General features: G+C 37.7%; 16 protein-coding genes, 1 tRNA gene and 1 pseudogene. 13 read left to right on the forward strand and 5 right to left on the reverse strand.

Translation table 11 applies throughout. The features are described from left to right. Positions 1-234: 234 nt before the first annotated feature. The 5 genes from nusA (at position 235) to QNJ50_RS10200 (ending at position 8,640) form a co-directional block, all read left to right on the forward strand. Positions 235-1,608: a transcription termination factor NusA gene (gene nusA / locus QNJ50_RS10180; RefSeq protein WP_300634935.1), complete on the forward strand. Its 1,374-nt coding sequence runs from the start codon at positions 235-237 to the stop codon at positions 1,606-1,608. Positions 1,609-1,671: 63 nt separating this feature from the next. Then, complete coding sequence (locus QNJ50_RS10185) at positions 1,672-1,944, forward strand: YlxR family protein (protein WP_300634909.1); 273 nt, start codon at positions 1,672-1,674, stop codon at positions 1,942-1,944. Between the two features lie 431 nt (positions 1,945-2,375). Next, complete coding sequence (gene infB, locus QNJ50_RS10190) at positions 2,376-5,471, forward strand: translation initiation factor IF-2 (RefSeq protein ID WP_300634911.1); 3,096 nt, start codon at positions 2,376-2,378, stop codon at positions 5,469-5,471. A 613-nt stretch (positions 5,472-6,084) separates the two neighbouring features. Further along, the gene (locus QNJ50_RS10195) at positions 6,085-6,282 is read left to right on the forward strand and encodes a hypothetical protein (protein ID WP_300634913.1); all 198 of its coding nucleotides are present in this window, start codon (positions 6,085-6,087) and stop codon (positions 6,280-6,282) included. Positions 6,283-6,933: 651 nt separating this feature from the next. After that, on the forward strand, positions 6,934-8,640 hold the full coding sequence (locus tag QNJ50_RS10200; protein WP_300634915.1) for a DUF1565 domain-containing protein: 1,707 nt from the start codon (positions 6,934-6,936) through the stop codon (positions 8,638-8,640). Positions 8,641-9,105: 465 nt separating this feature from the next. On the opposite strand, the gene QNJ50_RS10205 is transcribed toward QNJ50_RS10200, so the two are convergent. Beyond that, positions 9,106-9,375, reverse strand: coding sequence for a DUF3493 domain-containing protein (locus tag QNJ50_RS10205; protein WP_300634917.1), 270 nt, complete (start codon positions 9,373-9,375; stop codon positions 9,106-9,108). Positions 9,376-9,399: 24 nt separating this feature from the next. On the opposite strand from QNJ50_RS10205, the gene QNJ50_RS10210 reads away from it, so the two are divergent. After that, positions 9,400-9,471 (forward strand) — tRNA-Thr (locus QNJ50_RS10210). A 185-nt stretch (positions 9,472-9,656) separates the two neighbouring features. Here QNJ50_RS10210 and QNJ50_RS10215 read toward each other — a convergent pair. Then, the gene (locus QNJ50_RS10215) at positions 9,657-10,688 is read right to left on the reverse strand and encodes a PleD family two-component system response regulator (protein WP_300634919.1); all 1,032 of its coding nucleotides are present in this window, start codon (positions 10,686-10,688) and stop codon (positions 9,657-9,659) included. 961 nt (positions 10,689-11,649) lie between these two features. Between QNJ50_RS10215 and QNJ50_RS10220 the strand changes: the two genes are divergently transcribed. From QNJ50_RS10220 to QNJ50_RS10230, 3 genes are all read left to right on the forward strand, one after another. Next, positions 11,650-11,865 carry a hypothetical protein gene (locus tag QNJ50_RS10220; RefSeq protein WP_300634921.1) on the forward strand — a complete coding sequence of 72 codons (216 nt, stop codon included), beginning with the start codon at positions 11,650-11,652 and terminating at the stop codon, positions 11,863-11,865. A 174-nt stretch (positions 11,866-12,039) separates the two neighbouring features. Beyond that, on the forward strand, positions 12,040-12,396 hold the full coding sequence (locus tag QNJ50_RS10225) for a Spx/MgsR family RNA polymerase-binding regulatory protein (RefSeq protein WP_300634923.1): 357 nt from the start codon (positions 12,040-12,042) through the stop codon (positions 12,394-12,396). Between the two features lie 111 nt (positions 12,397-12,507). Then, complete coding sequence (locus tag QNJ50_RS10230) at positions 12,508-12,915, forward strand: hypothetical protein (RefSeq protein WP_300634925.1); 408 nt, start codon at positions 12,508-12,510, stop codon at positions 12,913-12,915. A gap of 134 nt (positions 12,916-13,049) precedes the next feature. Here QNJ50_RS10230 and QNJ50_RS10235 read toward each other — a convergent pair whose 3' ends face one another. Further along, positions 13,050-13,868: a uroporphyrinogen-III synthase gene (locus QNJ50_RS10235; protein WP_300634927.1), complete on the reverse strand. Its 819-nt coding sequence runs from the start codon at positions 13,866-13,868 to the stop codon at positions 13,050-13,052. A gap of 287 nt (positions 13,869-14,155) precedes the next feature. Between QNJ50_RS10235 and QNJ50_RS10240 the strand changes: the two genes are divergently transcribed. The 3 genes and pseudogenes from QNJ50_RS10240 (at position 14,156) to QNJ50_RS10250 (ending at position 15,580) form a co-directional block, all read left to right on the forward strand. Continuing rightward, complete coding sequence (locus QNJ50_RS10240; RefSeq protein ID WP_300634928.1) at positions 14,156-15,007, forward strand: alpha/beta hydrolase; 852 nt, start codon at positions 14,156-14,158, stop codon at positions 15,005-15,007. 192 nt (positions 15,008-15,199) lie between these two features. Next, positions 15,200-15,355, forward strand: a pseudogene (locus tag QNJ50_RS10245) (DUF2887 domain-containing protein); the annotation flags it as partial. 15 nt (positions 15,356-15,370) lie between these two features. After that, entirely contained in the window at positions 15,371-15,580 is a 210-nt protein-coding gene (locus QNJ50_RS10250) for a hypothetical protein (RefSeq protein ID WP_300634929.1), read from the forward strand. A gap of 416 nt (positions 15,581-15,996) precedes the next feature. On the opposite strand, the gene QNJ50_RS10255 is transcribed toward QNJ50_RS10250, so the two are convergent. Both QNJ50_RS10255 and QNJ50_RS10260 read right to left on the reverse strand, forming a co-directional pair. Beyond that, positions 15,997-16,809 (reverse strand): DUF3598 family protein, encoded by an 813-nt coding sequence (locus tag QNJ50_RS10255; protein WP_300634931.1) that lies wholly within the window; start codon positions 16,807-16,809, stop codon positions 15,997-15,999. 125 nt (positions 16,810-16,934) lie between these two features. Next, entirely contained in the window at positions 16,935-17,837 is a 903-nt protein-coding gene (locus QNJ50_RS10260; protein ID WP_300634937.1) for an ABC transporter permease, read from the reverse strand. Positions 17,838-18,334: 497 nt separating this feature from the next. On the opposite strand from QNJ50_RS10260, the gene QNJ50_RS10265 reads away from it, so the two are divergent. After that, positions 18,335-19,699: a pentapeptide repeat-containing protein gene (locus QNJ50_RS10265; protein ID WP_300634933.1), complete on the forward strand. Its 1,365-nt coding sequence runs from the start codon at positions 18,335-18,337 to the stop codon at positions 19,697-19,699. Positions 19,700-19,994 lie beyond the last annotated feature (295 nt).

The raw sequence follows: 19,994 nt of genomic DNA on the forward strand, positions 1-19,994 counted from the left end.
TGTTTCATTCCCAGACAGAAAGGCAGACAAAAAAGTCTTGCCTCGATTTTGGAGAAAAAAATTGACTCTTATAGACCTCAAAGATCTAAGAAATGGGGGACAAAAGATAAGAGAACATACTAAAACATTGACGACTGATATGAAATCGAAAAATAAGTCAGTTGCGAATATTATTTCTTATTCTTTTGTTTTTCTACCTATTTCCTATTGTTTCAATGGAGATTAATTATGTCAATGGTTGATTTAAAAGGATTAAAAGAATTAATTGAAAGTATCAGTAAAGAAAGGAATTTACCCAGGTTAGCAGTTCAATCAGCAATCAGGGAAGCCTTACTTAAGGGGTATGAACGTTTTCGGCGCGCCCAAAATTTGGAACGCAAACAATTTGATGAAGACTATTTCAATAATTTCGACGTACAACTTGATGTGGAAGATGAGGGTTTTCGAGTTGTTGCGACTAAAACAATAGTTGAAGAAGTCACCAACTCAGATCATGAAATTTCCCTTAAGCAAGTCCAAGAAATGGGCGGCGATGAAGCCCAACTCGGTCAGGAAGTAGTATTGGACGTTACCCCGGATCAGGGAGAGTTTGGTCGAATGGCTGCGATGCAAACCAAACAAGTGCTGGCGCAAAAACTCCGCGATCAACAGCGTCAAATGGTGCAAGAAGAATTTCAGGATTTGGAAGGAACTGTCTTGCAAGCCAGAGTCTTACGATTTGAAAGACAGTCAGTAATCATGGCAGTGAGTAGTAATTTTGGTCAACCAGAAGTGGAAGCTGAGTTACCAAAACGCGAACAGCTACCTAATGATAACTATCGAGCGAATGCTACATTTAAGGTCTATCTCAAAAGAGTTTCCCAGGGACAGCAAAGAGGTCCACAACTACTAGTATCCCGTGCTGATGCTGGTTTAGTTGTTTACTTGTTTGCTAATGAAGTCCCAGAAATCGAAGATGAAGTGGTGCGAATAGTAGCGGTGGCGCGAGAAGCTAATCCACCATCACGTTATGTTGGACCTCGCACCAAAATTGCTGTTGATACCCTTGATCGCGATGTAGACCCAGTTGGTGCGTGTATTGGGGCAAGAGGTTCGCGGATTCAGGTAGTAGTAAATGAATTACGGGGTGAGAAAATCGATGTCATTCGTTGGTCGCCAGATCCTGCAACCTATATTGCCAATGCTTTAAGCCCAGCACGGGTAGATGAGGTGCGTTTGATGGACCCAGAAACCAGACAAACTCATGTCTTAGTTGCTGAGGATCAACTCAGTTTAGCCATTGGTAAAGAAGGACAAAATGTTCGCTTAGCCGCTCGCTTAACGGGGTGGAAAATAGACATCAAAGACAAAGCCAAATATGATTATGCAGCAGAGGACGCTAAGTTTGCAGAAACAAGAGCGCAACATGCATCAGAAGAGTTTGATGAAGTTGAAGAAATTTTAGAAGAAGAGGTAACGCCGACAGAAACACAAATTCATGAAGAAATTCCCCTTGAGAAATTTTCACCAGAACAGCTATCAGAACAAATAGTAAACTTAGAGCAAGAAAAAACGGAATTATTACAGGAGAATGAGATATTTGAGACCACTAAAGAAGAGTCGGTATAAACTTAAATAAATGAAATTTTAAAACTTAACTAGAATTACCAAAAATTCCACAACACAAAACTAATGAAACCAAATTATCGGCGTTGTATTAGTTGCCGCAAAGTGGGTTTGAAGGAGGAATTTTGGCGGATCGTCAGAGTCTTCTCATCCAGGCAGGTACAATTAGATAGGGGTATGGGGCGCTCCGCCTATATTTGTCAGAACCCTAACTGCTTGCAAGCGGCAGGGAAAAAAAATAGACTAGGGCGAGCACTGCGTGTATCTGTCCCTGATACGGTGTATCAGACATTGTGGGAACGCCTAAATCAAAGTAATTCCCATACTAAATGTTCATAATTTGAACTTATTTTTGCAGCAATCCATACTCCGAATAAAAATTACAGTCATTCTATGGCTGTCATTAAACCCTCTATGATGGTTCATGTAGTGCCGGAGTAGAATGTATATGGGTGTTATACACCCCGCTCTAAATAATTTTTAGCAGCGAAATTAAACCTCCAACAAGTCTTACTTGCTTGTGTCGTGGAAAACTCAAAATCTGCAAAACAAAAACCTACACAACCAACAACGGGTAGCGCCTACACCCAGTTTGGCGTCAACCATCAATTTAGGTGAGATGCCAGCATTGAACTGAAACATCTCTCTTTCCTAAACCATAGCTGCCAAAATGAAGTTCTACGGCAACTATTACACAGTATCAAAGGATGGAGATGTCGCTTTAATCTGGCAACCATCCATTAAAGCTGTAAATTTAAGGGGAAGAGTGGATGAACAACGGCAAAGTTAGAATTTACGAATTATCAAAGGAATTGAATTTGGATAACAAAGAGCTATTAGCAATTTGCGACCAGCTCAACATTGCGGTCAAAAGTCACAGCAGTACGATTACAGAATCTGAAGCCCAGCGTATCCGGTCGGCAGCCGAAAAACTTCCACCAAATAGACATCACCCGTCACAAACTGGCTCCCGTTCTCGACCTGCTACACCTAAAAAACCAGAAATTTTGGAGATTCGTAAACCCAAAGTGGTGAAAAATTCTGCCTCCAACAACCCAGAGGCGTCGGCTGCTACCGACCAACAAGCTGCTCATAATAATAATGAGGCTAAACCTCTTTCTTCCCCCCGGCCTTTCGCTCCACCCGTTCCACCAATAAAGCCTGTGGCATCAACTAGACCAGTACAAAATCAATCAGAAAATCAACAAAAACCTGCTGTTGAAAATAACAATAGCAATCGCAATAACAATCAAACAGCGGATACTAGTAAAATAATACCCGAAAAACCGGCTGCAGTTGCTCCAAAGCCAGTCAGCCCAGTAGAAAAACCACAGTTGGTTGCTCCTCCCCAAAGACCGGCAGCACCCAAACCTACGGCAAACGTTTCGGGTGTTAAAGTTGAGAAACCAATACTCAGACGCAATAAAGATCAACAAGGGCAAGGCAAGCAAAAAGTTAATAAGCAACAGCAAAAACAAGCTGATACAGCCAAACCTTTGCCGCAGAAGTCGGTGCGTTCGGGATCGTCTGCGCCGAGTAAGCCAGAAATTAGAACAAATAAGTCTGAAAAGCCGGTATCGCCTCAGCGTCCGAGCAAACCTGGGCGTTCGACTGAATATCCTGCAGCTTCAGCAGTTCCTGCACCTGTCAAAGCAATTCCACCGAATAAGCCAGAAGTATCTAACGAAGAATACGATGACAATGATGTTGTCGTTGAAACAACAATAGAACTTAAGCGTCCAACACCACCGCGTTTGAATAGAGGTGGTAAAAAACGTCATTCGGAAGTAGATACCTTAGATGAGGTTAAAGAATCAAGTAAGGTTGGTAAGGGTCCAGCTAAAAATAAACGTCAAAAACCAATCGTTGATGATTTTGAAGATGACGATCTCCTAGATGATGAAAATCAAGATATAGTAGAAGCAATCCAAGTAAGTAACGCGATCGCTCGTCCGCCTAAACCAAAAAGTGCTAAACCTGCACAGGCAGTTCCTAGAGCGACCCCAAGCGCGAGAACAAAAAAACCTTCTACATCTAGAGGCGAACAAAATCAAAATCGCCGTCGCGAAACAGAGCAGAAGCCTCCGCGACCTGAAAAACTAGAAATAACCGGCACCATGACTGTGCAGGAATTATCAGAAGCATTGGCGATAGCAGATACAGAAATTGTCAAAATTCTGTTCCTCAAAGGCATGGCGGTAAGTATTACCCAAAACCTGGATGTTCCTACAGTGATTTTGGTTGCGAATGAAGCAGGGGTTGAAGTTGAAACCCAAGAACCTGAAGCTGAAGCTCGCAAAGTGACAGAAATGATCGACGTGGAAGACTTAGAATATCTTCATCGTCGTCCGCCAGTTGTGACAATTATGGGTCACGTTGACCACGGAAAGACAACGTTACTTGATTCGATCCGTAAAAGTAAGGTCGCAGCCGGAGAAGCTGGCGGTATTACCCAGCATATTGGTGCATACCACGTAGACTTAGAGCACAATGACAAACAAGAACAGATTGTGTTCTTAGATACTCCAGGTCACGAAGCATTTACAGCGATGCGGGCGCGCGGGGCAAGAGTTACAGATATTGCCATACTGGTAGTGGCTGCTGATGACGGAGTTCGTCCCCAAACCATTGAAGCTATCAGCCACGCTCAAGCTGCCAAAGTACCAATTATTGTGGCAGTTAATAAAATTGATAAGGAAGAAGCACAGCCAGATAGAGTTAAGCAAGAATTAACCCAGTATGGTCTAACCCCAGAAGAGTGGGGTGGTGAAACCATTATGGTTCCCGTAAGTGCAATCAAGGGTGAAAACTTAGATACACTTTTGGAAATGATTCTGTTGGTAGCAGAAGTAGAAGAACTTAATGCTAATCCAGACCGTTTGGCGAAAGGAACCGTCATCGAAGCCCATTTGGATAAAGCCAAAGGCGCAGTCGCTACGTTATTGATCCAAAATGGTACTTTGAAAGTTGGTGATATCTTGGTAGCAGGCTCGGTATTTGGTAAAGTACGGGCTATGGTTGACGACAGAAGTGAAAGAGTAACAACTGCTGCTCCTTCTTTTGCTGTAGAGGTTCTTGGTTTAAATGATGTTCCTGCTGCAGGTGATGAATTCGAAGTCTTTAATAACGAAAAAGAAGCACGAGCACTCGCTAGCGAGCGCGCTGAGAAACAACGTCAATCTCGTTTGATGCAGGGGCGCGTTACTTTAACTGGAATTTCTGCGCAAGCACAGGAAGGCGAGTTAAAAGAACTCAATCTTATTCTCAAAGCTGATGTTCAAGGTTCTATCGAAGCTATTCTCGGATCGCTTCAACAAATTCCGCAAAACGAGGTGCAAATTCGCTTACTATTAGCTGCGCCAGGAGAAGTAACTCAAACTGATATTGACTTAGCTGCAGCGAGTGGTGCTGTAATCATCGGTTTTAACACTACTTATGCTAGTGGAGCTAGACATGCTGCAGATGAGGCAGGTGTAGACGTAAGAGAATACAATATTATCTACAAACTGCTAGAAGATATCCAGGGAGCTTTGGAAGGATTACTAGAACCAGAACTAGTAGAAGAAGCTTTGGGTCAAGCCGAAGTACGTGCTGTTTTCCCTGTGGGTCGAGGAGCAGTTGCTGGTTGCTACATTCAATCTGGAAAATTGTTGCGTAACTCCAAATTGAGGGTTCGCCGTGGCGATCGGGTCATTTACGAAGGAGTTTTAGACTCACTCAAGCGGATGAAGGAAGATGTCCGAGAAGTGAATTCTGGTTATGAATGCGGTATTGGCATTGACAAATTCAATTCTTGGCAAGAAGGTGACATCATTGAAGCCTACCAAATGGTTACTAAGCGCCGGACTCTATCACTTGCAAGATGATTCCCAAGGTGAGTATCAGGGAATGGGATGAGTTGACCCTCTCATCTCAAGATATTTACGCGTATCCCCTAATGGGATATCGCCTATCTAAGGTTAGCTGCAAATAATTTTATGTTTGCAAGCTACACCAAAAACTGGAGATTTCTGCCTTCAGAACTCCAGTTTTTTGATTTGAGTTTTTTGATTTATCAGTAGCAACATATAGCAATAGAAATGTTCCTTAGGACATCATAATTTTGTTTCCAAGGGGAGTCCTAACATTTGTGACAACTGCTGTAATTAAAATTTTTGTAAGTCTAAGTTAAAAAAGCTTTTGAATGAGACATAAAGAGAGTTTTTTAAGTCCCAAAGTAACTTATATTTTTTCATCCTTGTTTTAATTTATGACTTCTGAGTCCTGACTCCTCTTCTACAAAGCGTTAAAATTAATGCGGTAGATATAAAGAAAACACCTTAGAAAAGTAAATTTAGTTGCCAATGAAACAGAATTTGTTACTGTAAAACTATTACCTTGAGATTGTATTAAGCAATATTTAATGCTGGAGATACGGATTATGGATCTACCCAAGTCTTGTTCTCCTTGATTCTCCAAAAAAATACAAGGATCAAAACTATGACTCACACTTTAGCTTCTAGCGAACAACAATTCTCTGGTGATAATGAAACTTGGTATAGCCTCAAATCTGCTATTGCTGCTACTTCTGGGTTCCAGCGCTGGTTACATGATGGAGATAATCAGCTAAAAAAAATGCCTTTAGAGGAACAGGTACAATGTTACTTACGGGAAACTTTAGAAGCTTTAGCTTACTAAAAATCTCATAAGCTTCAACACTTATCTTGTTTACAGTACAAATGGAAATATATCTCAAATACAAATTATTTCTTTCTATGGCTGCTTCCTGAGTAGTATGTTTCTGGATAGTACTTTTGGATGACTTCGATCGACTTTACTTGTCGGTCGTATTTTGCATTGAGCACTAAACTTAGGGAAATACTTTTGGTCTTTTGTTCTAGAAGGATGCGTGTAAAGAAACTCCGAGGATCGGTCTAAAAATAATTCTTCAACGTTATTTTCTATTCTTAATTTCTTAGATACTTATAATGATTAACGGCAATTTGCTGGTTAGCAAGTAATACAGTGTATTGCAGGTTTATGAGGTACACCAAAAAATCTCTATAATCCCTCTACCTCTTTCCCTCTCCCTTAGCGCAAGCGTGGCGTCAGCCATAAATTGGGAGAGGGATGTCCGTCAGCACAGGGTGAGGGCATACCTCATTTACTTACAAAGTGCTGTATCTCATAAAAATTAATTAAAATTTATTCAATAAAATTAGTTTGACACGAAAAATTATACTGATTTAGTGCTGTTTATCCGGTATAGTTTTGCATAGTTTTTACAGGTGTATTACTGTAATCATAACTTTTTAGTGTAATTTAGAACACAACAAATACGAAGCTAAGATGAATAGTCAGGGTTTAGATATTCGAAACCAGCAATATTTTTGTCTTAATACAGGTAAAAATCTGAAAAATCTTCTGAAATCACCAATTTGGTTATCTACTTGTTTGGTGTTATCTGGTAACTTTTTGCTACAACCAATCGAAGTAAATGCCCAAACTCAATTACTACCAGCTGGTGCTCCTGTAACTCAGCAGGCTCAAGTACCTGTGCCCGTAGGTGCGACTGTTATTTACGTTAATCCACAAACAGGTTCAGATACCCAAGGTGCTGGAAATACGGAAGCAGCACCATATAAAACTATTACCTTTGCCCTTCAACAGGCACAACCAGGAACCATTATTCAACTAGCCCCTGGAAGTTACAGCAGCGAGTCAGGAGAAAAATTTCCTCTCGACCTGAAGTCTGGCGTAGCATTACAAGGTGACGAATCAACTCGGGGACAAACAACTTTAATTACTGGTAGCGGTCAATATACTAGTCGTACTTTTGCCCGTCAAAATATTACTATTTTGGCAGGTAAGGATAGTATTATTAATGGTATTAGCGTTACTAACCCCGAAAGCCGTGGAACTGGAATTTGGGTTGAATCAACTAATCCAATCATCAAAAATAGTACTTTTACTAACAGCAAACGTGAAGGTATTTTTGTAACTGGTGATGGAAATCCAAAAATAGAAGGCAACATCTTTTTCCGCAATGTAGGTAATGGAGTTTCAATAGCCAAGACCGCTCGAGGAGAGATTCGCGGAAATCTATTTCAAAATACTGGCTTTGGTTTAGCTGTTGGTGGTACTTCTGCTCCCCTTATAGCCGAAAACCAAATCGTTCAAAATGTAGATGGGATTTTTATTTCTAATTCTGCTCAGCCCAAGCTACGTAAGAATGCAATTGAGAAAAATACTAGGGATGGTATTATCATTATCTCCAGTGCTTTGCCCGATCTTGGTACCCAGGCAGAACCAGGAGGCAATCTAATCCGTGACAACAAACGTTATGATGTCAATAATGCCACTCTCAGTAATACCATTTCAGCAGTTGCTAATGATATCGAAGTAGAGAAAATTTCTGGTCAAGTGGAATTCGTCGCAGCCCAAGTTGATAGACCTACTGGCATACCAGTTGCTTTTACAGATGTACCTCCGGGTTATTGGGCAAAAATTTATATCGAAGCTTTATCATCTAAGGGTATAATTGCTGGTTTCCCTGATGGTACTTATAAACCTGATGAACCTGTAACTCGCGCCCAATTTGCTGCAATTATCAATAAGGCGTTTGTAACGGCAGCCAAACGGGAAGCAGTTAATTTTCGCGACGTAAGCCAAAACTTCTGGGGTTACCAAGCAATTCAAACTGCTTACCGGAGAGGTTATTTGAGTGGGTATCCCAACAGAATTTTTAAACCTCAGCAAAAAATTCCCCGCGTTCAAGTCCTAGTATCTCTTGCAAATGGTTTGGGGTTAAGTGCAGCAAATCAAAACTCTCTTTCTATTTATAATGATGCGGCCCAAATTCCTGGCTATGCTAAAGATCCAGTGGCTGCAGCAACTACTCGACAGTTGGTAGTAAATTATCCCACACCCAAACAACTCAATCCAAATCGTCAAGCAACACGAGCAGAAGTTGCAGCTTTTGTGTATCAAGCTTTAGTAAATGCTGGTACCGCTCAAGCACTTCCCTCACCTTATTTAGTAACAATTCCTCAGTAGTATAAAAAATATCTACGAATCGACCGTCCGGGATTTATGAGGAGATGGTATTTATGGTTTTCTTACCGTTAAAGTGAATGTCTTGGGTAGATCGCCAAACATGACCTTTTTGAGATCGCAGGTCAATACAAATAAAAAATATAAAGCGCCAAACATGACATAGCATCAGTTTGGCGTTTTGCTCTTTATATAATTGGGGTTTTTAAATTTTTCAACAACCCCTTATGTATTTTCAGAGTCTTTATATAAGCTGACCCCGTTTGAGATATACACAAAGTCTTTATATAAGCTGACTTTGTTTCAACTATTATTAGTTTCTCAACTTTTGCCTCATTTCTAGATTTTCTAATATTTTCTTAATTTTTTATGTAACTAAGTAAATATTAATGTTTTTTCATTGCTTTTTGTAAACAAAAGGTTAATGGTGCTCCATCATACAAATTTTTTTGAGTGAATTTGTTAGAGTTATGGCTCTTGCTGTTGATTTTCTTCCCTGCGCCAGAGGAATATCATTAAGGCGACTACTCCTAACTGAAGAGCAAAATTAGCCAAAGAAGAGGCAATTTCTTTACCAGCTAAACAGCGGAACATAAAAACTACTGAGCCAATGAATCCAGAGGCTCCCAGACCAAGATAGATAAATTTTCGTAACCCCCTGTAGGGAGCTTTAATTTCTGCTTTTAAGCGAGAATACTGCTCTGGTGTTAAACGATTTTTGCTATTTTGTTCTACCATGATCTATACTCTTTAATTGTGTACGCCGATGTGGCTCAGTGGTAGAGCAATTGATTCGTAATCAATAGGTCGCGGGTTCAAATCCCGCCATCGGCTTGGAAAACAAATTTTTGTTTATATAGTTATTGATATTACAGGTAATAGGGAATAGATAACAGAAAAACATTTGCAAATTGTGGTTATACGCGATCCCTGGACACACTGATTTATTTAAGGGTATTCATGTATAATTTTAGTTGTTTTGAGCTAAGGTTATACTTGTAATAAAGTATTTATTGATATCAACTTATCTGTTTAATAATGATTCTATTTCGCCCACTAGCCTTTGCTTGATAGAGCCCTTCATCTGCCTCTTTTATGAGACTTTGAGGCGAGTATTCTAGTGATGGTACAACTGTAGATATACCTAAACTAAGAGTTACATATTTACTAACATGAGATTCAGAATGTGGGATTTGTAATTCTCTAACACCAGATTGCATTGCAGCAGCGACATGAACTGCTCCTGTGACAGGAGTATTAGGCATAATTATTGCGAATTCTTCACCACCATAACGGGCTACTAAATCATGTTTTTTTTGCGCTGCTCCCTTAAGAACACTAGCTACTTTTTGTAAGCATAAATCACCTGCAGGATGACCGTATTCGTCGTTATAGCGTTTAAAAAAATCGATATCACACAAAATTAGTGACAAAGGGTGTTCTTCTTCTATTTGATTGAGCCATTGAGTATTAAAGTATTGATCGAAGCAACGGCGATTAGCTACTCCAGTGAGACCATCCATATTAGCCAGTTGTTGTAATGCTTTATTTGCAGCTTCTAATTGTTTATAGACTTGCGCTTGTTGCAATAAGCGTTTTACTCTTTGACGCAAAACAGCCCAATGAATCGGCTTGGTAACAAAATCGCTTGCTCCAACATTAAAAGCCTTGTCAACCGAGTCCGGATCGTCTAGACCGGTAATCATCAATATTGGAGTTCGCTCCCATAATTTTGAAATTACGTTATTAGTAACTAAAGAGTCTATATCAAAATTTGCGATCGCTAATGCCAGATTTTTTCTCGCAATCTGCATTAACTGTTGACAACAGGTAAAGCCATCCATAATTGGCATAATTGCATCTAGTAAAACTAAATCTGGTTTGACTTCGAAAAAGGCATCTAAACATTGTTTACCATCTTCAACTTCAACAACTAGATACCCCTCTTTTTCCATCGCTTTACGCAACATTAATCGCACAATTTTATCATCGTCAGCTACTAATATTACGGGTTGTTGTTTTGAAAGAGAATAGGAACTGATGCCTGACATGAGTTATGTCCCACAAAAATTATATTTCACGCAAGAAAATACTTATTTATAATAAATCCCAGCATTAACTGGTGAGATTGCTTTCTATAGAAATTTGATTAAATTATTTTAGTTTTCATTTCTATAATTATTTAACAATCAAACTAATTACAACACAGCATTTCACTTGGTAAAACAAAAAACAATAAAATACTTTTGCTAATAAACATTTCTTCAGATGCTTGCTGTACAAATATTATCAATCTAAAAATTTATCTTAAGCGCTACCATCAGAAGAAATGGATAAGTTTATTTTCCAAGCACAATATATCTCAGGGTAAGTTGTCTTATATTGCACAGCAAAATTATATTTTGTATAACGATAATAAAATCTGACAATGTAAGTATCTGGATTTTATTATTTTCATAAATACATATTTACGGGATGCAGAGAATAGCCTCATAATCAGGCTTCGTATTATTGGGTTAAGAGCCAGGATTTTTGGTAGATGACAGGATTTCATAAAAGTAGCTTTTAAAAGAACAAAATTGGGTTTCTTCTTTCAGCTGATATATGCTGACAGGCAAATACTGTTTACTATTTATATTTCCCAATAGTGAGCTTATAATTAAGTTTTTGTCTAAAAGGGCAAACAGAAAATACAAAATAATATGATAAATACCTCAGTTATCAAATAAAATTGTATTACAATTATCTACAATCAATCATTTAAATATTTTTATTTTTTATTGATCTATAAATTTACATAAAAGTACTGAGGACAAGTTTTAGCAATATGTAAAAGGTATAGAAAAGAGATATAACTTAAACTATCGGAGTTTAGAAATTAGAAATTTCTTATGCCACACCAAATCATAAAACTTATCCTCCCCCAAGGGAAAGTTTTTATCGCAAGAATTATTTGGGATTAAGTATAATCCTTCAGGAATAAGACCAAAACAAGATATCTGTAAGTTAGAAATGGTAGCTAAGAGTGTCCAAAGAGGTAACAAAGGAAGCGTTGTTGAAATACCCGCGCATATTATTATTTGGGCTGGAGTACGACACTATAAGTTGGGAATTAGCAAACTTAATAAATGGTTTCAGAATAATCAAAATGCTCTTACCTCACCAGAATTGGATTGGCTTGTACTAGAATTAAGCAACTGGTTGGGATTGCCGATTAGTAAAAGTTAATCTATCTGCCGTTGACAATTGCTGAATTTCTTGATTTTGAATCCTAGTGATTTTGAATTCTAGTGATTTTGAATTCTAGTGATTCTGAAGTCTAGTTCTTTTAAATTCTGATTATTTTGAATTCTGGTTATTTTTAATAATAAAATTTGTTTTGCGACAATTTAACGAATAATTATGTCTATTCAAGTTTACGGTATTCCCAATTGTGGTACCTGCAAGAAAGCTTTTAAGTGGCTCGAAGAACATGGTATTGAATATGATTTTACTAATACCAAAGAAGATCCACCAAGCAAAGAGATGATTGAAAGTTGGGTTAATTCTTTAGGCTCCAAGCCTATGCGCAACACCTCTGGTTTATCTTATCGAGCATTAGGTGAAGAAAAGAAAACCTGGACAGATAAACAATGGGTAGAAGCTTTTGCTAATGATGCTATGCTCCTAAAGCGACCTCTATTTATTAAAGATGGTAAAGCCATAATGGTCGGATTTCGTCAAAAAGAAGAGGTGATGGTTCAAAAGTTAACCACCTAGGAATCATTTATGCTGCTCCTAAGCAAGGGGAAAATGCAATAAAATATACTTCTGCAGCTAGTTAGAGAAATATGACAATATGGGAAAAGTGTTAACAGCAATTATTACCTAATGTCTATCAATAACTTCGAAGCTAAGCTAGAACACCTCAAAAAAGTACGTATGGCGTTGCTGCGGCTCCACAAAGCATTGCTAGAATCAGAGCGTACTGTTTACGAACAAGTTAATGGACGCATTCAATCGAATGGTGAATTTTTACGCTTAGTTATTGGACATGAGTGGTTTGCTTGGTTGCATCCGATTTCCCAATTCATTGTTCAGATTGATGAACTAATGGCTGCAAAAGAACCTATTACTCTCGAACAAGTAAATGAACTTGTTGCAGAAGCACAAAACTTACTTCAACCCGAATTGGAAGGTAACTCTGTAGAACAACGTTACTATCACGCCATCCAACGTGACCCGGGTATTGCAATGATGCACGCAGAGGTATCGGAGTTATTGAAAAGTAATGCTTGAATTAAATGAAATTGATGTTTAAAAAAATTTTTGCGCCACAACATTAAATCATCTAATAAGGGGACTGATTCGATTGTCCCCACTACAAATCATTCTTACTGTAAAATTGTTTGATAGACTAATTTTTACGGTATTCAATCCATATTGTAAAATTTAGCGATCGCTTGTGCAAAGCCTGCGAAGGAACTATAGTCTTCAGCAACAATAGAAACATCCAAACCAAGTTTTCTAGCATTATTGGCTGTATAAGGACCAAAGCAGGCGATCGCAGAGTTTTGATAGTTATCTGGATTGTCGTCAAACATTTTCAAAAAAGCTGCGATTTCTGCAGTACTGCTAAAAGCAATTAAATCTATTTTGCCTTGACGAATTAAATCCAATTCTACTGGATAAAAATTTTTATCTAGACAGCTTGTTTTATAAGTAGGAATGGGAGTAACTTCCATCCCCAATTTTTTTAATCCTGCAATAAAATTAGGCACAACATCTGGTTCTGGTACGCCAACTACTTCTGGAACTGGTACAAGTATGCTTTGTTCGGATATATCAGGAATTTCTGCTAACTCCGCAATAATTCCAGAAGGGCTTGGTTCTGTTGGAATCAGATCAACTTCCAATCCCAAAGTAGTTAATTTTTCTGCATCTTTACCAATTGCACATAAACAATTATTTTTTAAAACTGAGGAGTTGACCCCTAAATATTCTAAACGTTGAAAAAAAGCATCGATTCCATTTCTGCTAGTAAAGGTAATCCAATCAAATGTATTTAATTTATGAAGTATGGGATCTAATTTAGTAAAATCTTGTAACAAAATAATTTCAATAGTTGGCATTAGAAATGGCAAAGCACCCAACTTGACTAATTCCTGAGCTAATCTATTAGCATAATTACGTGGTGCTGTGACAATAATTCTTTTATTGCACAAAGGAAGTTTTAGTGTTGGAGTTAGCATATTAATTTTTCCCCTAATTTATCTATTATTTCAACACACCTGTTTTGATTAAGTTGATTAGGGTAATTTATGGCATATATTAAGTTTCACTATAGAAAGTGAGTTCAAAATTTAGGGTTATATAGATTAATAATAGACAAGTTTTTTCATACATCTGTGAGATTTTACTTGTATAACAAGTACTTTTAAATTTATCTGCTTGATATAGAAGTTTAAAGCATGACAATAATTGTTATTTTTTGTGCCATATGGGAAAGTAAAAAGAATGCAAAAATGGAGGCACCAATATGGAACACAAAGAAGGATTTTTTCAAGGTGCCGGAGGTTTAAATCTTTATTATCAAAGCTGGCATCCCCAAACCGAAGTGCGTGGAGTTCTAAATATTGTCCATGGATTGGGCAGTCATAGCAGTTCGTACGGCAATATTATAGAGCATTTAATACCTAGAGGTTATGCAATATATACTTTTGATTTAAGAGGACATGGGCGTTCTGATGGTCAAAGGGGGCACATTAATTCTTGGGAGGAAATTAGAACAGATCTGAAAGCTTTTTTACAGTTAGTTGAAACTCAATTACCCAACCTTCCTCAATTTATTCTAGGTCACAGTATGGGGGGTGTTGTAGTACTAGATTATGTGATGCGCTTTTGCGTATATCGATCGCCGTTATTTGGTGTGATTACTTTAGCCCCAGCAGTAGGAAAATTAGGTATATCACCATTTAAACTAACTATTGGTAAAATTTTGTCCCGAACATTACCCCGTTTTACATTAAGCACGGGTCTTAAACTTGATACAGGGGCACGAGATGAGAAGGTTTTAGCTGCTTATGCTGAAGATAAATTACGTCACACTCGTGGTAGTGCAAGATTATCAACTGAGTTTATTGATACTGTTGATTGGATCTATGCTCATATTGAAGATTTGCAAATTCCTCTATTAATTATTCAGGGTGGTGCAGATACGGTTACTTTACCTGAAGGAAGTCGTCAGTTTTTCCAAAAAGTTAGTTTCCCAGATAAAGAACTTCTAGAATATCCAGAAGCTTATCACGAGATTCAAGACGACTTGGGCTATGAGCAGGTGATGGCTGATTTGGAGTCTTGGTTAGAGAGACATTTATTTCCAACAGAATAATATTAGAGAATCTAAATATTAAAAAATACAAATATTAAAAATTAAATAATAAATAATATAGACAGAGATTAGATACAAGTGTAACTCTAATGTTACTCTTTTATTTGATGATTATTGATTACAAGTAATTGAATAATGAAGTAAATAAATTAGCTTTTTTATTTAATAAATCTACTCAAAAATGAAAAGTTAATTGTTGAAGAAAAGCAAAAAGCCAAAACATCAGTAAAACAGTTAATCGACAAAGCAAGGCTGGAAGTTAAAGATGCAGCTATTCAAAGAAAAGTTTTAGAATTAATAGAAGCGATTTTAGTTAACAAGTTTCCTAATTTAAGTCGGGAAGAGGTAAAGGAAATGTTAAGCATGGAACTCATTAAAGGTACTAAAGTATACGAAGAGCTCAAAGAAGAAGCAAGACAAGAAGTTGAAGAAGAAGTAAGAAAAGAAGCTAAAGAAGAAATAAAAATTTCAATGATAACTAAACTTATGCAACGTGGGATGAATAGCAAAGAAATTGCTGAACTCCTAGAGCTAGATATAGAAGTTGTGAGAAAAGTAGTAGAGGGTAAATAAACAGTTGCTAAATATTCCCACAAAAGCTATTGACTTGTTACGGCAAACAAAATAATGGAAATAAGTGGTAATAAGTTAAGTATGCGGATGAGTAATCGTTAATCAAGTTAAATCATAGCGCTACGCGCAAGTAAAAAGTAAAAATTCAAAAGTCATTAGCATCTAGCGTGAGGGGCACCGGAGGTGAACGGCTTTGCCGCGTTCTAAGCGTAACGTAGTTTATGACGCTGTCGCGTCACACTGCGTTAATGCGTGTCCTACGGACATAAGCCTAACACGTATGGTTTTTAGGGTTAATATATGTCCTAACGTAGCTTCATAGTGCTATATTACTCATCCTAGTTGCTAGCAACTAAAAAAAATTATCGTTCTAAGCAGAAGATAATTAAAATTAAAATAGTTTTAAATTTTTATTTTTAGACTTTTCTTTCTGTAACTAAAGTCAAGCTTACCCATTCACCTTTTTCGTTGTAACTGCGAATCAGTCGCTGACGCAAATTAGGTTCTATTAACCAACCAGATTCAAGAAAAATTGGTTTTCCCGATTGAGCTTCAACTGGGAAAGTTGCAGAACTCCCACCAGGTAAAAGTAAAACATTTACTTGGTTTTCTGGGTCTTTATCGAAGTGAAGAACTGAACCTTTAACAGTTGCGCTAGAACTAATTGTCCGATTCCCAAAACTTAATTCTTGTATTAAACGCCCACTTCCATCAAGTTGCAATTGCATTTTGGTTGTGTAATTGTCTGGCAATCGCAAATCAGGATAGATTATAATTGCTTCACCTTCCCATTTCCCTAGTAAATCATCGACACGAAGTAGAGGACGTTCTTTTTTGTTAGTTCCAGCTTTATGTTCGCGAATAACAGTTATTTTACTAATGCGAGAATTACTATCAAATATTTGTACTAAACGCGAGCGATTATTCTCGTGAATTAAACCAAACTCTCCCCCAAACAAAGAAAATCGGCTAAAGTAAATTGGACCTTGAGAAAACGCTCCATTCTCAAAAAACATGATACCGCCAATCCCTTGGGGACTGAATTCCAAAACGATATCTCTTTCTCCTTCCATTTGAAGGGTCAAGCGAGCATTCTGATTATTGTTATAACCTTCCAAGGTCAGACGACTGGGAGTGTCTTTGAGAAGCTCACCTTGGGGAGAAAAAGTAGTAAAAGAACCTTCCCAAACAGCCAGGTTTTCTAAAAAACATTCCCACTGAGATTTCATAGCCAAGAATTTTTAATTTTATAAGAGTAATTAATCGCTATCATCAATTACAAACTCCTAGAGATATGATAAGTCTTGATGCGAATAAATAATTTTTAGACTTTGGGATTTTAGATTCTGGGATTCTAGCTTTTGGCAAACCGACCTACAGCAAATATGCTACCCATAAATCCTACAAACATACCGAAACTAAAAATAACTACAGGTAAAAATAAAGTTTGAGCAAGAGAAAATTGTAAATTATTTGCCAGAAATTGGATAAATTCTGGTTGCTGAGCAGCAAAATTAGAGACTAATTGCTGGAAAATACTAATAAAACCCCAAGCTATAGTTCCTCCTGATAGACCAAAAGCCATACCTTGGAAGATAAATGGTAAATATATCCAAGCAGATGTAGCTCCTACTAATTGCATTATTTCTATTTCTTGACGTCGCGCCATAACTATCAGGCGAATTGTGGTGTTAATGACTGCAGTTGCTGTCAATGTTAAAGCCAAAGTAATACCCAAAGAAACTCTATGTAAACCTTGGTTTAGTTGGGTAAGACGTTTTAAGGCTTCATCTACATATTGGACAGTATCAACACCTTGTAATTTAGCTAATTTAGTCGCCAAGCTCGGCATAATATCTGAATTACGGGCTTTCACCTCAATCTCGTCTACTAAAGGATTTCCGTTTAGCTGTGTTGTTGCACCTTCAAGATCTGAAATTCCCAATTCTTGAACTAGAGAATTCCAAGCTTGTTCTTTATGAATTGTCTTTATTTCAGCGACATCCGGTATTTTTGCGACTAAAGGAATGATTCTATCTGCACTTATATTTGGTTCCATATAGACTGATATTTCCAATTGATTGCCAAATTGGTTGAGGATATTTTCCATTAACCAGGAAGTTTGCAGGCTCATACCAAATAAAAATAGTAGTACGGTAACTGTACTGAGCGCCGCCCAATTCATCCATCCACCACGTCGTAAACCCAAAAAAGTTTCTTTGAGCAAATAATCCATTTGAGTTAGGACTTTCAACATTGTTTTTCCCCAAATAAAGCAAGGATTTTGAATTGTTTCGGAACAACTCATTGTAAATATCTCAACTTGAAATGTCTCTATGTTTTTGGTGGTTACATATTTATGTCTAATGTTTATGTCAAAAATTTTCGTTCTGTTGAAACCTAATCCTTTAAAAAACTTTACTTATAAATTCTTGGCATCAACTATAAATTTGTAATTTTTACTTCTAATTAAACTTGTAAAATTACTTAATAATACTTAGGCTAGAACATCCAACAAAAAACATTGTTGTAATTTCTCTAATCTTTACCATTGAGAAACTTTCACCTGAAAGCCAAATAAATCCAAATCAAATTTTGCCTGTACGTGGACGATAAACTTGTATGTGTTGCTTCTAGCAATGAGTAATATTCTTCAAAGCAAGCTCTGTCCTGACTTTTGATATCGAAAGCCACAAAAAACTGCTATCCTACAACCTGTAGCAAAATGTATGTCCCGACCACAGGCATCTGAAAATGGCTCCAGACTATCATCGTGCAAAGCTAAGAGGCAAATCCTTTAAAGGTCAAGACTTAACCGGCGTAGACTTTTCCTACTCCGATATTCGAGGTGCAAATTTTACAGGTGCAATTCTTAGAGGTGCAAATTTCAGTCATGCTAAAGCAGGACTGCAACGTCGTTGGTTTGTGATACTGGTTATCTTTTCATTATTCCTATCCCTACTGTCCGGAAGTATTGCAGCAGTTGGTGGTTCTCTGGTTGGGTTTGTTTTAACCGAGCAGAACCAACCAAATCTGTATGTCGGTGTTGTTAGTTTAATTGTTTTAGTAATATTTTTTCTTTTAGCGATCCGTAAAGGTATAGTCGCCGCAACTGGGTTTTTAGCAGTTGCAGTCGCATGGGTCGCTGTTGCTGCAGTTGCATGGGCTGGTCTAGTCGCAGTTGCATGGGCTGGACTAGCAGCAGATACAGGAGCAATGGGTTTGGCTCAATTAGTCGCAGTAATTGTTACTGGTGCAGTTGGTGTTGTAGTGTCAGCAACCGGAGCTGTGATAGTCTCAGGCGCTGCAGCCTTAGCAGGTGCAGTTGCAGGTGTATTTGCTGTAGCTATGACTGTGGCGATCGCTGGATGCATTTCCGGTATGATAGCTGTTGCTGCATCAACCGTTGGCGTACTTGCTGGGGCGGTCGCAGCAGCTGTAGGAATTTCGGTTGTAGTACTGGCATCTTATGTTGGTTGCTCTGCCCTTGCTGGCGATGAAAAACAAAAATTAATTCGCAACATTATAGTTAATATCGCAGCTAAGTATGGCACTACATTTCAGGGTGCGAATTTAACTGATGCTGATTTCACGCAAACAAAGCTTAAAAATACTAATTTAACCAAAGCAAACTTAACCCGTACTTGTTGGTTTCAAGTGAAAAAGTTACGTTTGGCTGCTTTTGAGAATACTTACTTAGAAAAGGAAGATTTACGAGAGCTTTTAATTACTAAGCAGCTGCAAAATCGTAACTGTGATGGCTGGGATTTGCAAGGAATTAATTTAGCAGGAGCAAATCTCAAAGATGTTAGCTTGAGTGGAGCTAATTTGAGCGAATCTAACTTGCAAAATGCTGATATTTCTCGAGGTAAATTAGTACAAGCACATGTAGATAAAACTGATTTCCGTGGTGCAAATTTAACCGGCGCATATATTGAAGATTGGCGAATTTCACCTGACACTAAATTAGAAAATGTCAAATGTGAGTATATATTTTTGCGGGTTCCCACCACTGAAAATCCCAATCCCAACAGGCTTCCAAGCAACTGGGAAGAAACTTTTTCTGAAGGTGACTTTGCTAAATCTGTAAGTCCCTTATCAAAATTATCAAATTTATAGCTTAAGTATCATTTCATTATTAATAAATATTGATAATATTATTTCTATTTCCGAAATGAGCTAAATTTTTGCTGTAGGAAAAATAGGTATCGAGATTTTATTACAAGCATACGAAGTATAAAGTTTGTCTTGCAGCAAAGTAAGTATCAGGCTTTTGCTTTTACTATCTTTAATTGGTGAAGTAGTAATATAGCGGTTTTCATTTGAATCAAATACATTTTCTAATTCCCAAATGTAGAGACGTAAAATTTTACGTCTCTACGAGGTGTACTACACTCAACCGAAAACCGCTATA

Origin of the sequence: Mastigocoleus sp. MO_188.B34, assembly GCF_030065675.1 — a bacterium.
GTDB lineage: Bacteria > Cyanobacteriota > Cyanobacteriia > Cyanobacteriales > Nostocaceae > Mastigocoleus.